16 protein-coding genes are annotated in these 14838 nt (G+C 59.0%); 4 read left to right on the forward strand and 12 right to left on the reverse strand.

Translation table 11 applies throughout. From position 1 onward, the window contains the following. Positions 1-432 precede the first annotated feature (432 nt). The gene (locus PH547_RS02845) at positions 433-645 is read left to right on the forward strand and encodes a cold-shock protein (RefSeq protein WP_028752932.1); all 213 of its coding nucleotides are present in this window, start codon (positions 433-435) and stop codon (positions 643-645) included. 266 nt (positions 646-911) lie between these two features. Here the strand turns inward: PH547_RS02845 and dusA are convergent, their stop codons facing one another. The 4 genes from dusA to PH547_RS02865 form a co-directional block, all read right to left on the reverse strand. Then, positions 912-1964, reverse strand: a complete 1053-nt coding sequence (dusA, locus tag PH547_RS02850; RefSeq protein WP_285167348.1) for a tRNA dihydrouridine(20/20a) synthase DusA — start codon at positions 1962-1964, stop codon at positions 912-914. A gap of 226 nt (positions 1965-2190) precedes the next feature. Further along, entirely contained in the window at positions 2191-3012 is an 822-nt protein-coding gene (locus PH547_RS02855; protein WP_285167349.1) for a hypothetical protein, read from the reverse strand. 4 nt (positions 3013-3016) lie between these two features. Beyond that, on the reverse strand, positions 3017-3319 hold the full coding sequence (locus tag PH547_RS02860) for a hypothetical protein (protein WP_285167350.1): 303 nt from the start codon (positions 3317-3319) through the stop codon (positions 3017-3019). A 174-nt stretch (positions 3320-3493) separates the two neighbouring features. Then, entirely contained in the window at positions 3494-4465 is a 972-nt protein-coding gene (locus PH547_RS02865; protein ID WP_285167351.1) for a DMT family transporter, read from the reverse strand. 225 nt (positions 4466-4690) lie between these two features. Here PH547_RS02865 and PH547_RS02870 point away from each other — a divergent pair, with 225 nt between their 5' ends. Both PH547_RS02870 and PH547_RS02875 read left to right on the forward strand, forming a co-directional pair. Then, positions 4691-5386 carry a fumarylacetoacetate hydrolase family protein gene (locus PH547_RS02870; RefSeq protein ID WP_104825120.1) on the forward strand — a complete coding sequence of 232 codons (696 nt, stop codon included), beginning with the start codon at positions 4691-4693 and terminating at the stop codon, positions 5384-5386. Positions 5387-5401: 15 nt separating this feature from the next. Further along, positions 5402-5932 (forward strand): gamma carbonic anhydrase family protein, encoded by a 531-nt coding sequence (locus PH547_RS02875; protein WP_285167352.1) that lies wholly within the window; start codon positions 5402-5404, stop codon positions 5930-5932. A gap of 51 nt (positions 5933-5983) precedes the next feature. Here the strand turns inward: PH547_RS02875 and PH547_RS02880 are convergent, their stop codons facing one another. From PH547_RS02880 to PH547_RS02890, 3 genes are read right to left on the reverse strand one after another with little or no spacing between them, the layout of a single operon-like run. Beyond that, positions 5984-6382: a Fur family transcriptional regulator gene (locus tag PH547_RS02880; protein ID WP_104823359.1), complete on the reverse strand. Its 399-nt coding sequence runs from the start codon at positions 6380-6382 to the stop codon at positions 5984-5986. Further along, positions 6379-7206, reverse strand: a complete 828-nt coding sequence (znuB, locus tag PH547_RS02885) for a zinc ABC transporter permease subunit ZnuB (protein ID WP_285167353.1) — start codon at positions 7204-7206, stop codon at positions 6379-6381. Before znuB ends, PH547_RS02880 begins: the two co-directional genes overlap by 4 nt. Further along, entirely contained in the window at positions 7199-8086 is an 888-nt protein-coding gene (locus PH547_RS02890) for an ATP-binding cassette domain-containing protein (RefSeq protein WP_199773474.1), read from the reverse strand. Before PH547_RS02890 ends, znuB begins: the two co-directional genes overlap by 8 nt. Before the next feature lie 100 nt (positions 8087-8186). Between PH547_RS02890 and PH547_RS02895 the strand changes: the two genes are divergently transcribed. Continuing rightward, complete coding sequence (locus PH547_RS02895; protein ID WP_285167354.1) at positions 8187-9137, forward strand: zinc ABC transporter substrate-binding protein; 951 nt, start codon at positions 8187-8189, stop codon at positions 9135-9137. Positions 9138-9277: 140 nt separating this feature from the next. Here PH547_RS02895 and PH547_RS02900 read toward each other — a convergent pair whose 3' ends face one another. From PH547_RS02900 to PH547_RS02920, 5 genes are all read right to left on the reverse strand, one after another. Then, positions 9278-10012: a PAS domain-containing protein gene (locus tag PH547_RS02900; RefSeq protein WP_104823363.1), complete on the reverse strand. Its 735-nt coding sequence runs from the start codon at positions 10010-10012 to the stop codon at positions 9278-9280. Between the two features lie 270 nt (positions 10013-10282). Beyond that, positions 10283-11215 (reverse strand): lipid A biosynthesis lauroyl acyltransferase, encoded by a 933-nt coding sequence (locus PH547_RS02905; protein ID WP_104825121.1) that lies wholly within the window; start codon positions 11213-11215, stop codon positions 10283-10285. A gap of 5 nt (positions 11216-11220) precedes the next feature. Further along, the gene (locus PH547_RS02910) at positions 11221-12249 is read right to left on the reverse strand and encodes a zinc-binding dehydrogenase (RefSeq protein WP_104823364.1); all 1029 of its coding nucleotides are present in this window, start codon (positions 12247-12249) and stop codon (positions 11221-11223) included. 54 nt (positions 12250-12303) lie between these two features. Continuing rightward, entirely contained in the window at positions 12304-13590 is a 1287-nt protein-coding gene (locus PH547_RS02915) for a beta-ketoacyl-ACP synthase (RefSeq protein WP_104823365.1), read from the reverse strand. A 12-nt stretch (positions 13591-13602) separates the two neighbouring features. Beyond that, on the reverse strand, positions 13603-14808 hold the full coding sequence (locus PH547_RS02920) for a beta-ketoacyl-ACP synthase (protein WP_104823366.1): 1206 nt from the start codon (positions 14806-14808) through the stop codon (positions 13603-13605). Positions 14809-14838 lie beyond the last annotated feature (30 nt).

The following is a 14838-nucleotide window of genomic DNA, read 5'->3' on the forward strand; positions in this document are numbered from 1 at the left end:
GCGCCATTTCATTTCGAGTGACTCATCGCAAATAGTTGTCATCGAAGCTACGTCATTGATCGGTATACGGGTAATTTTCGCCGTATTGTAGTGTCAAAGTGAAACAATAACGGCCATCAACGGCATAAGCATCACCTCCCCAACCCCTTGAAATCTCCCCCCTATCCGGCCTCATTCCCGCTTCGCCCCAATATTGCCCCTTGCCTTTTGTCGCAAATCCTGTCACCCATACACCCGCTCGGGCATTTGCATGCCGGTGACTGGACTGATTTGGCAATGCCGACTGCGCGAGGCAGCCTACAGAGGTTTATCCTCTGCGTAGACGTTCTTTCCCCGTACGTGACTTCTCGACTGGTCTTTGCGTAGGGCAAAGGCTAAACCGCTCGGGGCAGCTCGGGCAGACATCAGACTGTAGGGAAAAGGACTATCCCAATGGCCACCAAGGGCATCGTAAAATTCTTCAACCAGGACAAGGGTTTTGGTTTCATCACCCCGGACGGCGGCGCTAAGGACGTTTTCGTTCACATCTCCGCTCTTCAGGCTTCTGGCATCCAGTCGCTGCGCGAAGGCCAGCAGGTCACCTTCGACACCGAGCCGGATCGCATGGGCAAGGGCCCGAAGGCTGTCAACATCAAGGCTTCCTAAGTCTTAGTTGAGAAGCCGGATAAGGTTTCGAACGGCGCGGTGAAAACCGCGCCGTTTTTTTGCGTTTGCAGGCAGATCGGGCACCCTCGTCCTTCGAGGCTACAGCCTACGGCTTCCGCATCTCAGGATGAGGGTAGAGCAGGCTTCGTAATTGTTCCCAAGATCACTTTGCAATTGCCGCAAGACCCAATCGATCAGCCCTCACCTGAGGTGGGAGCATAAGCGACCCTCGAAGGACGAGGGCGGGTTGGCATATTCCCAAGGCGCTAAGCGCTCACCCGTTCACCCTCGCCGGCAAAATCCACCGCTGCAAATGCCGCTGCAATCACCTCCGTCCCCGCCCCCGGCTTGTTAGCGTCGGTGGAGAGAATCTGGCGGTAGCGGCGGGAGCCCGGCAGGCCGGTGAAAAGACCGACCATGTGGCGGGCGACATGCTGCAGGCGGCCGCCATGGGCAATGTGGCGCTCCGTATAGGCCATCATCCGGTCGCGCAGGGCATTCCAATCCGGCTCGACGGACGGTTCGCCATAGAAGCGGTGGTCAACATCGGCGAGGATAGCAGCGTTCTGATAGGCGGCGCGGCCGAGCATGACGCCGTCAACATGGGCAAGATGCGCTTCGGCCTGATCCAGCGTCTGGATGCCGCCGTTGATGCCGATGAAGACGTCCGGCCAACGCTCTTTCATCCGGTAGACGATGTCGTAATCCAGCGGCGGGATCTCGCGGTTTTCCTTCGGCGACAGGCCCTTCAGCCAGGCCTTGCGGGCATGGATCCAGATCGCATCGGCGCCGGCCTCGAGCACGCGGGTGATCAGCTCCGGCAACGCCAGCTCCGGCTCCTGCTCATCGATACCGATCCGGCATTTCACCGTCACGGGCGCCTTGGAAACCCTCTTCATCGCCACAACGCATTCCGCCACCGTCTCCGGCGTCAGCATGAGGCAGGCCCCGAACGTACCGGACTGCACGCGATCCGAAGGACAGCCGACGTTCAGATTGATCTCGTCATAATCATAAGCCCCGGCAATCCGCACCGCTTCCGAAAGCTTGGCCGGATCGGAGCCGCCGACTTGCAGCGCCACGGGATGCTCGGATGCATCATGCCCCAGCAGCCGGTCGCGCGGCCCATGGATGATCGCATCCGCCACCACCATCTCGGTATAGAGCAACGCATGCCGGCTGATCTGCCGATGCAGATACCGGCAATGCCGATCCGTCCAGTCGATCATCGGTGCGACGGCGAAAACGGGCTTGCCAAAATAGCCCGAAGTGCTTGAAGCTCCGCCGCCCTTCGCTTTTTCGTCGGAGGCTGTTTTCATACCTTTAAACTCTTTTTCGACCGTCTTTCAGGACCACAGCGCGACACCATAGCAACAGTACTGAAATCTGTAGCACCATCATCGGCACTACCACATCTACGCATAGGCCGGCAAACAGCCCTTCCGGGCCTTATATAGTTCAAAACCGCATTAAGCGCGACAATCAAAGAAATAGCTGCACAAAGGGAGATTCGGCGGTCAAACTCCGACCCGAAATACCTGACGGCTATGGGTGCGAATTGCTCCGCTCTACCGGACGGAGTCGATTTAGCAGCAGTTCAACCACCAATGCCTCGCTGACACCACACACCAGCCCGATAAGAAGACCAGCCGCAGGTTCAGTTCTCACGTCGTTCAAAAGATATCCACCCAGTCCAAGCATTACCAGCTTGAACCAAAGCGCCGCGAAAAGGACGTAACCCACGACGCTTACATAGAGAAATCTTAGCGGAGGCGAAAAATAATAAGGATCAAACTGTGCGATTTTCTCGAAAGTTATCGTCCGATTGATTACAAACCCGACAAAGACCACCCCAAGGGCCGCGCCTGGATGAAGCAAACAAATCGGAACAATCCACGCCAGCGCAGAACGATAGGCCGCTAACATCTCCTGATCGGAAAGATAGCGCGGGACCACAAAATACAGGAGGCCACAAAGAACCAGAGTCGCCAGAAAAATTACAAATGCCGTCTTCGCCAGCGTCCAAAGATAGATATCGCGGTTCGTTCTGCCGAATTTTAACATTTGCCTTTGGATCGAATCCAACTGCCCTCTACCGTCCTGTATGTTGTAGTTCTTCCCAACCAGTCCTACCTGCGCGCCTGCAAGGAGCTGATTCAAGATATGCTTGAATTCAGCCGTGGTGACACTGAGTTGCTTCAAAATATTGAGCGTGCGCTCGTAATCTGAGCGAAGCGCCTCAACCTCAGCGTTCGTCGCGGACGTGCCGGAGCGCTCAAAATATAGATCCAGACCGTAGTCCGACTTTGCTGGGTCAAGATTGATATAAGTAGCGCGAACAAATATCTCTTCCATCGTTGTACGCACGTTCTCACCCGGTTACGCGATAGTGTGGACAGTCCGCGCATTTTTCGAAGAAAGGTTCCGGAATAAAACCGCCGGGGCCTGCCAAGAAGAAGCGACCATCGGGATCCAAGACAGGAACGGTCGGCAAGAAGCCAGGTGAGAGCTTCGCGAGGACTATCATCGCTTCGTCTTTCCCGCCCTTTTCAAGAATCCGATCCAAGAAATCCAATTCCTCACGACGCTGCTTCAACAGCATCGCCGCATACTCCATGTATCTTTGACGCTCGCTTTCTCGCTCTTCTTCTGATTTGTAAGGTCTTTCTATCATCGCCTCCTCCTACTACTATTGCAACTATATATATTATTTTCGATGCCGCAATAATCGAAAAGGATGAGTGCAGCGAAACGGTCGTCCTACCGAAAACAGAGTAAATCTGATTTTCGGCGGGAAAACGGGCTTGCAACATGGAGGCTGTCCGCCTGCACCACTCCCACTAGCGCATCAGGGCTTTGCCGCCACGGTTTTGGTCCTCGGCTTCAGCAGGGTGACAAGCAGCAGGCCGACGACGATGATCGCAGCGCCTTCGAGGTGATAGGACTGCAACTGCTCGCCGAGAAGCAGGTAGGCGAGTATGGCGGTGAAGATTGTCTGGAGGTAGAGCATCATGCCGGCCCGGGCCGCACCCAGCGCCTCGACGCTCCGATTGAAGAGGTAATAGGTCATGGCCCCGCCGGGGATCGCCACATAGGCGAGCGCGATCAGCCCGTTGCCGTTGAGCGTCGAGCGCTCGTCGGACGCAAGCTCCCAGAGATAGAACGGCAACGCCGTAAGCACCGCGGCGCCAAGAAGCAGCACCAAAAGAGGAAGACGCTCTATATCGAATTTCGCACGGCGGAGCAGGACGGTGTAGAGACTGAAGCAGAAAGAGCCGGCGACGATCCACAACTCCCCTGGATTGATATCGAGGCGCATCAATGCCGCCGGGCTGCCTTTGACGACGATGATCACGATGCCGAGGAAAGCGATGATCGATCCCGTCACCTGCCAGGTTCCCATTGGCTCCCCCAAAATCAGGCGGGCAAGGATCATGGTGAGGATGGGGATCAGAGCCATGATGATGCCGGCCGTCGTGGCATCCGCATGTTCGAGGCCGATGAAAAGCAGCCCCTGACAGATCGCAAGCCCGGTGCCGCCAATACAAAGCAATTCCAGTGGACGAGCCCGCACAAGCGCAACCATGGCGCTAAAATGCCCGCGCACGATCGGTAGCAGGATGGCCCAGGCGATCAGCACGCGCCAGAAGCAGAGCGCCCAGGGCGGCATTTCGTGAGAGACCCATTTTGCGGCGATATAAACGCCGGACGACAGCACCCAGCAGAAGACGGCTACAGAATAGGCGGCTGCAAGCGAATTGCCCGACGCCTGTTCCGTCCTGACCTGATCGGTATGGACCCCCAAGACATTTATAGCCATGGCCTAGTTATGCCATAGTTCCCTTTATCTGCACAGATGAGCGAATCTAAGGCTTACGGCGGATATCCGACATCGTCCGGAGCAGGGAAAACGCCTCCGCCCACGCTTTACACCAAAACGTTTCCATTGGTCGGTTTTCCCCTCCGCTCCATTGATGCTAGGCTGACACTGGAGTCGGAAGACAGCGTTCTTCTGGCAGCAGACGAATTTTGCGAAGAGATTGTCATGACCGAACAATTTGCCACCGTCATTCCCCTGCCCGCACCCGTCCTATTGCCGATCGAAGGCGAAACCGCATTCTTCCCCGTGCGCCGCGTCTATTGCGTCGGCCGCAACTATGCCGACCATGCGATTGAGATGGGCCACGACCCCAGCCGCGAACCGCCCTTCTTCTTCCAGAAGAACCCGGACAATCTGTTACCATCAGGCGATTTCCCCTATCCGCCGCTGTCGTCGGATGTGCATCATGAGGTCGAGCTGGTGATCGCGCTGAAAAGCGGCGGCGCCGACATTCCGGCCGAGAGAGCGCTAGACTGCATCTACGGCTATGCCGTCGGCATCGATTTCACCCGCCGCGACCGGCAGGGCGAAGCCAAGAAGCTCGGCCGCCCTTGGGAAGTCGGCAAGGCCTTCGAACACTCCGCCCCCATTTCCCCTCTCGCCCCGGCAACTAAGGTTGGTCATCCCGACAAGGGTGGCATCTGGCTGATGCGCAACGGCGAGTCGGCGCAGAGGGGTGACCTCTCGCAGATGATCTGGAAGGTACCGGAAATCATCGCCGAGCTCTCGAAGCAGTTCACGCTGGCGCCTGGGGATGTCATCATGACCGGCACGCCGGCCGGCGTCGGACCGGTGGCGCGCGGGGACAGGATCACCTGCGCCGTCGATGGCGTCGCGACGCTGGTGCTGAACGTCATTTGATCGAGGAGAAGCGAGATGCCGCTCTATGCCCTTTCCGGCTTGGTGCCGAAGACGCCAGATCCCGGCCGATATTGGATCGCGCCCGACGCAAGTGTGATCGGCAAGGTGGAGATCGGCGAGGATGTCGGTATCTGGTTTGGCGCGGTCCTGCGCGGCGACAATGAGCCAATTGTCGTCGGCAAAGGCACCAATATTCAGGAAGGGGCGATGGTGCATACCGATCCTGCCTTCCCGACCACGATGGGTGAAGGCTGCACGATCGGCCACCATGCCATCATCCACGGCTGCACCATCGGCGACAATTCGCTGATCGGCATGGGCGCGACCGTGTTGAACGGCGCAAAGATCGGCAAGAATTGTCTGGTCGGCGCCAACGCGCTGGTGACAGAGGGCAAGGAATTTCCGGACGGCTCGTTGATCGTCGGCGCTCCCGCCAAGGCGATCCGCACACTGGACGAAGCTGCCATCGAAGGCCTGCGCCGTTCAGCCCGCAACTATGTTGCCAATTGGCAGCGTTTTGCCCGCGACCTCAAGAGGCTGGATTAGGCGGCATTTTTCAAAAGTGCGCGCGGCTTTAGAATCGCGCCACGCCGACATTCAAGCGGCACAGCTCGCGCAATGACCGCGGATTTCGATGGTTGACTTCTCGGCCTTGAACTTCTGCGATTTCAGCCAGTCCATCAGCCGGTGATCCACTTCATGATCGTGGAATTCGATCACCTGGCCGCAGCTTTCGCAGATGGCGAAGGCGACGAGGCCGTGGCTATGGCAATTCTCATCCGGATGGGCACAGGCAACGAAGGAGTTAATGCTCTCGAGACGATGGACGACGCCATATTCCAAGAGCTTGTCCAGCGCCCGGTAGACCTGCAGCGGTGCGCGGAAACCATGGTCACGCAGCTTGTCGAGAATGGTATAGGCGCTGAGGGGCGCCTCCGCCTTGGTCAGGACATCGAAAACGAGCGACTGGTTCTTGGTCAGTATCGGAGTGGTCATGATCCCTGTCCTCCCTGTTGCGCCGCCGGCGCGCCGGCCCTGCGGGCAAGGGGCAGCAGACTGATGATAAACAGAACGAGCGCCGCCACCACGATCGACGGGCCGGAAGGCGTATCGTAACGCAGCGAGCCGAACAATCCGCCGACGACAGCAATAGCGCCGACCAGCGAAGCAAAGACGGCCATCATCTCCGGCGTCGCGGCAAAGCGGCGTGCCGTGGCGGCCGGGATGATCAGCAGCGCGGTGATCAGCAGGATGCCGACGATCTTCATGGCAATGGCGATAACGACGGCCATCAGCAGCATGAAAAACAGCTTCGCCCGCTCCGGCTGCAGTCCCTCCGCCTCGGCCAGCTCCGGATTGACGGTGGAGGCGAGCAGCGGCCGCCAAAGCCAGGCAATGGCCGCCAGCACCAGAATGCCGCCGCCCCAGATCAGGGCAATATCCGAACGATTGACGGCAAGAATGTCGCCGAACAGGAAAGCAATGAGGTCGATTCTTACCCAGCTCATGAAAGCGACGATCACCAGGCCGATCGCCAGCGTTGCATGCGACAGAATGCCGAGCAAGGCGTCCGCCGACAGCGCCTGACGGCGCTGCAGGAACAGGAGCAGGATCGAAACGGCCGCAGCGACAGCGAAAACGGAGAGCGTCAGATTGAGCTGGAAGAGCAATGACAGCGCCACGCCGAGCAATGCCGAATGTGAGATCGTATCGCCGAAATAGGCCATGCGCCGCCAGATGATGAAGCAGCCGAGCGGACCGGTGGTCAGTGCCAGCCCGACGCCCGCGATAAGGGCACGCAGGAAGAAATCGTCAAACATGGCGTTCCCCTGCGGCATTATGATCATGATCGTGGTGGGCATGATCATGGTCGTGATGATCGTGATGGCCATGACCGTGATGACCGTCATCGGCACGGCAATCATCGGTGATCGAACCGTCGGCATGCTGCACACGGCCGTCAGGCAGATGCGTATGGTCGTGATGATGGCTGTAGATCGCCAGCGATTGCGCGGCTCGCGTGCCGAACAGCCTGACATATTCCGGGCTCTGGGTCACCGCCTGCGGCGTACCGCGGCAGCAGACGTGGCCATTGAGGCAAACAACGGTGTCCGTCGCGGCCATGACGACGTGCAGATCATGTGAGATCAACAGAATGCCGCAACCTTCAGAATTGCGGATCGATTTGATGAGATCGTAAAGCGCAATCTCGCCACTGAAATCGACGCCTTGTACCGGCTCGTCCAGCACCAGTAGGTCCGGCTTGCGGGCAATCGCACGCGCCAGCAAGGCCCGCTGGAATTCACCGCCGGAGAGATGCTGCACCTCAGCCTTGGCGAGATGGGCGATGCCCACCGCCTCCAAAGCCGCCTTCAACTCCGCTTCCGGCAAGGGTCCGGTCAATGTCATCAAACGATGTACGCTCAGCGGAAGCGTCCAGTCGATGGCAAGTTTCTGCGGGACATAACCGACCTTGAGCCCGGCGATGCGATCGACGCTGCCCTCATCCGGCTTCAACACGCCGATGGCGGTCTTGGCACTGGTGGATTTGCCGGAACCGTTCGGGCCGATCAGGGTGACGATTTCGCCCCGGCTCACCGAAAAATCGACGCCGCGCACCAGCCAACGGCCACCACGGCGGACGCCGACATCATGGAGCGACACGAGGGGCCGGCTCTTATTGTCCACGGAAGAAAGCATGAAATTTCCATTTGCGCTGTTGCGTCCTGCTATCGCACACGTTATAGCATAACGCAATTGATGTAATAACATAACAGAACCCATTCAAGGGCAATATCGCATGATCCTGCCAAAGACCCTTCTCCCCCTCGCCGGTTCCTTATTAATCTCTGGGCTCTTCGCCGCCCCGGCATTCGCGGGCGATCCGCCGGAAGTGGTGGTATCGATCAAGCCGGTTCATTCCCTCGTCGCCGCGATCATGCAAGGCGTCGGCACACCGGACTTGATCGTGGAAGGCGCGGCCTCGCCGCACACCTATGCGCTGAAGCCTTCGAATGCGCGGGCGCTGGAAGGCGCCAAAGTGGTTTTCTGGGTCGGTCCCGGCATGGAGGCTTTCCTGGAAAAGCCGCTCTCGGCGCTCGGCTCGAACGCCCTCGTGGTCGAACTCGATAAGGCGCCTGGCATCACCAAACTGAAATTCCGCCAGGGCGGCGCTTTCGAAGCGGATGACGACGGCGACGAACCGGCTGCGGACGCAGGTGATACACACGATCACGGCGCGTTCGATACGCATCTCTGGCTCGATCCGCACAATGCCAAGGCAATGACGGCCGAGATCACCACGACATTGGTCGCGGCCGATCCCGCCAATGCGCTAACCTACGAGGCGAACCAGAAAGCGCTGGACGACAAGCTGGACGCGCTCGACTCGGAAATCGCCTCGACCATCGCGCCGGTAAAGAACAAGCCCTTCATCGTCTTCCACGATGCCTATCAATATTTCGAGCGCCGCTACGGTGTGCATGTCGCGGGCTCGATCACGGTCAGCCCGGAAAGCATCCCCGGCGCGGAGCGGGTGGCGGAAATCCACGGCAAGGTCGCCGATCTCGGCGCAACCTGCGTCTTCGCCGAGCCGCAATTCGAACCAAAGCTGGTCAATGTCGTCATCGAGGGCACATCCGCCAAATCGGGCGTGCTCGATCCGGAAGCGGCGACGCTGACGCAAGGACCGGATCTCTATTTCGACCTGATGCGCAGCATCGCCAATTCCCTGAAGACCTGCCTTTCCTGAAGCGGCAATAGATCGACGAAGAGAGCGAGCCATTTGCTCGCTGTCACGGCTTTCGACGATGGTAGGGAAAAGACAAACGAATTACGCCCGCACAATGCGGGCGTTATCGAAAGATTATCGTTTGGAACCAAAACGGCCGATCAGGCCACCAGCATGTTCGCCGGAACGACGCTGACTTCATGCACCACCACCAGCGCGCCGATTACTTCGCCTCTCGACTTGGTGGCGCGTAGCGGCGTCATTCGGCAATGCAAGGTCTTGTTGGCCTCCTTCGGACGATAGGCCGGATAGAGGCAATCGACTGTCTCGCCGGCAAAGCAGGCATCCAGCTTGGTCTTGAAGGTGCTTTCAAACAATTCGGAACCGGTGAATTCTGCAATATGCCGGCCGACCAGCTCGATCGGCTTAGACCCCAGAAATTCGGAATTGGCCGCGTTGCTATAGAGATAGCGATAGTCGCGCGTAATCACCGCGACACGATCCGGCAGGCTATCGAGGATAACGTCGTTCAGAACATTGTCCTCGTCGAACCCGGCGACCTCGGCTTCGTGCTGGTTCTTTCCTGTGGAAAATGCCATCAGCACCTCCGCCGCGGCCTCACTGGCGCCGCCGAAATAGCGATCGATCAGTGACGATAGCGACGCGGAATTGCGCATTACTCGTGAGCGGTCATCCGATTCCTCGCGGATGAGATTGCTCATAAATTGCAATTGCATATACATTTCGAGAAGGCTGGTGGCTTTATAAGCCAGGATCGCTGTAACGAGCGGCTCCAACTCGCGATCGAGCGAACCGACAAGTTCATCGTCACCCAGCTTGATTGCCCTTTGAATCTGGGTGCATTTCATGGAGAAGGCATGAAAGAGTGCCAGCAAATTGCCCTCCTGTCCTTGCCCATGGTTCAGCTTCGGGCCTCATTCCCGACGCTACCATAAACAAGGATATTCAGCCTGGCGCCCGCTATCTCACCAAGCTTTCTTGCAAATGCAATAACATGACTTACCCTCACATTCAATCCGGGTGAAATGAAGTTCTCGGTAAAGGCGAATTTTTCGAAAGGCAGGACTTACCGAAGGTCTAATTTTGAGCCTAAGAAGGCTTAAGATGGTTCATTCTGCTACGAATTGTTTTATTTAAGTAATTACTTAGAAAAGAGTCTTTTTGATATTCCAGCGGTCGTGATACCACAGCCATTGCTCGGGATATTCCCTCACCCAGCTCTCTACCTTGTCGTTCAGAAGCTGCGCCGTCGCAGGCAGATCCAGATTGCCGCGAGCATCGCGCGGCATCTCCAGTCTCGGTTCGATCTCCAGTCGATAGCGATTATCGGGCAGCCGGATGCAACGAGCCGGATAAACTTCGCAATTAAACTGACGAACCAGCTTCGGCAGCAGCGGATTGGTTTTGACGTCGCGACCGAAGAACAGCGTCTTCAGTCCCTTTCGGAACTTCTGATCGACCAGAACGCCAACCCCGCCGCCGGCTTCCAATTGCCTGGCCAAGGTGAAAGACGATCCCGCATGCGAGGGTACGAGATTGCCCATGCGCTTGGCGCGAAAATCGAAAACCTTCTCTGCCACATAGGGATTGTTCGGCGGACGGAAGAGCACGGTGACCTTCAGCCCGAAGGCAGCGCCTGCAACCGGCAGCAATTCGAAATTTGCCGTATGTCCTGTAAAGACGATGAACGGCCGCGGATTGTCCCTGAGGTCGAGGAAGATCGGAATGCCGGATACCTCGACGCGGCCCGGCTTCTCGCTAAACGGATCGAAATCAAACAGCCGATCGAGGAAGACATACTCCGCCGCCAGCCGCCCCATATTGCCCCAGCTCGCCAAGGCAATCTCCGCGATCTCCGCCTCGCTCTTCTCAGGAAAAGCGTTGCGCAGATTGGTCAGCATCAGCTTGTGGCGGCTCGTATGCGGCCCGATTTTCCGGGTCAGCCAGTCGGCGAAGTTGATGCCGCCATCGGCGGGGAACAGCTTCAGGAAATTTAGGAAGCCGAAGATGATCTGCGCAATCAGCCATTGGCGGAAATGCCTGACGGCAAGCACGATCCGGGTGAGGACGAGCTTCACGCCGCTCAATCCATCTTGAGGATGATCTTGCCGAAGATCTGGCGCGATTCCATCCGCTCCAGCGCCCGGTCGATATCGCCAAAGCTCACTTCAGTGTCGATGACCGGATATACCAGCCCACGCGCCATCTTCTGCATGGCGTTCGCCATGTTCTCCATCCGGCAGCCGAAGGAGCCGAGCAGCTTTAGCTGCTGCTGGAACAGCATCATCAGGTTCATGTCGGTGGAGACGCCCGAGGTCGAGCCGCAGGTGACGAGACGCCCGCCACGCTTCATACACAGCATCGAGCCGGCCCAGGTATCTTTGCCGACATGTTCGAAGACGACGTCGACGCCCTTCTTCTTCGTCAGCTTGCGCACCACGCCTTCAAAACGGTCGGTGCGATAGTTGATGACGTGATCGGCGCCGAGCGCCTTGGCCTTCTCGATCTTGTCGTCGGAACCGACGGTGGTGATGACAGTGCAGCCGATCTTCTTGGCAAGCTGGATTGCCGCCGTGCCGATGCCGGAGCCGCCGGCGTGGACAAGGATCGTCTCGCCGGGCTCCAGCTTGGCATTGTCGAACAGCATATGCTCGACCGTGCCGAAGGTAACGGGTGCTAAAGCAGCGCCAATCGCATCGACACCGGGAGGCGCCGGAACCAGCAGGCGCGCCGGCAGGTTGACCTTCTCCTGCGCGAAGCCATCGAGATGGAAGCCATGCACGCCGCCGACATGTTCGCAGAGATTGTCGCGGCCTTCGCGGCAGTGGCGGCAGAGACCGCAGGTGCGGGCACCGTAGATCGATACGAGCTGGCCGGGCAGTACGTTGGCAACACCCGGTCCGATCGCCTCGACGACACCGGCCGCTTCCGCGCCGATCACCAGCGGCATCTTGCGCTTGGCAAACGCCATCCCACGCCAGCCCCATACGTCGATATGGTTGAGGGCGACTGCCTTCACGCGCAGGGTAACCTCACCCGCGCCCGGAGCTTCAGGCTCCGGTAGATCGGTGATCTCAAGTTTGCGGTCGTCGATCAATTGCAAAGCGCGCATGGCAAAATCCCCCGCCTCTCGGGCGCAGTAACGTCTTTTTGTTCAAAGGTCCGATTAAGCCGGTTCAAGCGCCATGACAAGGCTGGCGTTCTGTCCGCCGAACCCGAAGGAGTTCGAAAGAATGGCGCCCACCTGCTTTTCGCGCTTCTTGTTCGGCACGACGTCGAGAATGATCGACGGATCGGGATTGTTGTAATTGATGGTCGGCGGCAGCGTGCCGGTCAGCATGGTCTGCAGCGAGAACACCGCTTCGACCGCGCCGGCGGCCGTCAACGTATGGCCGATCATCGACTTGTTCGACGAGACCGGAATGGACGGAAGCCGCTCGCCGAAGACGGCGGACATGGATCCGTACTCCATCTTGTCGTTTTCCGGCGTCGACGTGCCGTGCGCGTTGATATAGCCGATATCGGTTTCAGCCATTCCCGCATCGGCAAGAGCAGCGCGGATCGTCGCGATCGCCGGGCCGCCGTCCGGCGACGAGCGGGTGCGATGGAAGGAATCCGCCTTGTCGCCGGCGCCCTTCATGATGCCAAGGATCTTTGCGCCGCGGGCAATAGCAGATTCCAGCGATTCCAACACAAGCGTTGCGGCACCTTCCGCGATAACGAAGCCGTCGCGGTCCTTGCTGAACGGCTTGGACGCCTTGGTCGGCGGGTCATTCTGCGTCGACAATGCCGAAAGCAGCGAAAAGCGGATCAGCGCTTCGGCACTGAGCGAACCATCCGTCGCGACTGTCAGCGCCCGCGTGGTGCGACCCTGGCGGATTGCCTCGATGCCGAGCTGGATCGCGGTAACGCCCGATGCACAGGCCGTCGACAGCGTCACCGGCAGGCCGCGTGTACCGAAACGGTCGGCAAGACGCTCTGAAATGGCGCCGAACAGGGCTGCCTCGTGGAAAGCCGGATCGGGACGCTCACGCATTGCCGCGAGGAAGCGCTCATAGGCATCGGCCGGATGATCGGCCGGCGGCGAGCGGTCGGCCAGCTCGAAGCGTGCGCTCCATTCCGGCTCGATCGGCGGTGCGGCGAGGAAAAGCGGCGCGTTGAAATCACCCGAAATGCCTGCCTGGGCGAGCGCCTCGATCGTGGTCTCGCGAGCAAAGGCATAGGAGCGCTCGACCGCGTTCGGTACCGGAATATCGATGAAATCCACGGTGCCGGCAATGCGCGTCGAAAGGCCGTCGGTCGGGAAGCGGGTGATCCCGTGGATGCCGGACGTGCCCGAGGAAAGCGCGTTCCAATTGTCCTGCAGCCCCTGGCCGAGTGACGTGATGATGCCCATGCCGGTAACGGCGACGATCGGGCGGCCGAGATGATCCTTGTAGGCGGATGCGGTCATGATCCTAACTCCTCACGCTTCGGCGGAAAGTACGGCGACGCCTTCACCGCGCACATGCCCAACGGTCGTGACGACCGCTTTCTGCGCGCCGGCAGTCATCGGCTTTTCATGCGTGGCATCGAAAGGCGGTACTTTGGCCTTGTTGGCGACCGCCAGAGCGGCAAAGGCGAGCCCAAGCGGAAACTGGCTTTCAAGGCCGTGGCCGGAAACGCCGGCATAGCCCCGAATGGCCGATCCGGGCAACTGCGCTTCCAGAACGGCCTTCTCGCGCGTCGCGAGATCTGGGATCGCAGTCGTGCCGCAGAAGACGACCGTGCTGTCGCCTTGCGCGTCCTTGGCGGGCGCGAGCAAGTGCTCCAACCGGGCCTCGAACTTGCCGCTATCGCGGCTGCCGCGATCGCCTTCGATGGCGTCGATGGTTGCGTAGATGCGCGCGCCACGGCCTTCGGCATGGGCGCGCGATTCGAGCACGAGGAAAGCGCTGAGCGAACCCATGATCATACCGCCGCCATCTTCAGGCTTGCGGGACCAAAGCGGATGCCAGTCGCCGATCGCATGCGCGTTCACTGATTCGATCAGCAGTATCATGTCCTGACGCTCGGCCGAAAACGCACCGCCGACCAATGCATGGCTCGATTCGCCCGACCTGATGCGATGGAAAGCAGTTTCGATGGCCGAGATGCCCGAAGCTTCCTCGCCCATGAAGGTACGCGACGAACCCGTGACCTTGTGGACGATGGAGATATTGCCAGCGAGCAGATTGGAAAGCTGGGCGAGGAACAGCGTCGGACGCAGCTCGGTCGTCAGCTTCTCGTTCAGAAGCAATTCGCGGTCGTTGCGCTTCAGACCTTCGTTGACGATCAATGTATCGACATTGATGTCGCGCTCGCCGCCGCCGGCCGCAACGATCATGTCCATGCTGCCGCAAGCGTCCAGATCGTCCTTGAAGCCGGCATCATCCAGCGCCAGGCCGGCAGTGAAAACGCCGATGCGCTGCCAGTTTTCCATCTGGCGCTGATCACCACGCTTTGGGATCTGTTGCGACCAGTCGATCTCCGGCAGCGGATGCACGGGATAGGGTTTGAATTTCTCGGTCTCGACGATGGTCGGCGGCACCTTGTCCGATGTCAGCAGGGCGACATGCGCATCCTTGCCGACACCCTGACAGGTGACGATGCCGATACCCGTGATCACCACATCATTCTGAGCCTTGCTCATTCATCAATCCTCTTAGAATGCGGCGCCATG

The sequence above is a fragment of the Rhizobium cerradonense genome (assembly GCF_030182455.1).
Lineage (GTDB): Bacteria > Pseudomonadota > Alphaproteobacteria > Rhizobiales > Rhizobiaceae > Rhizobium.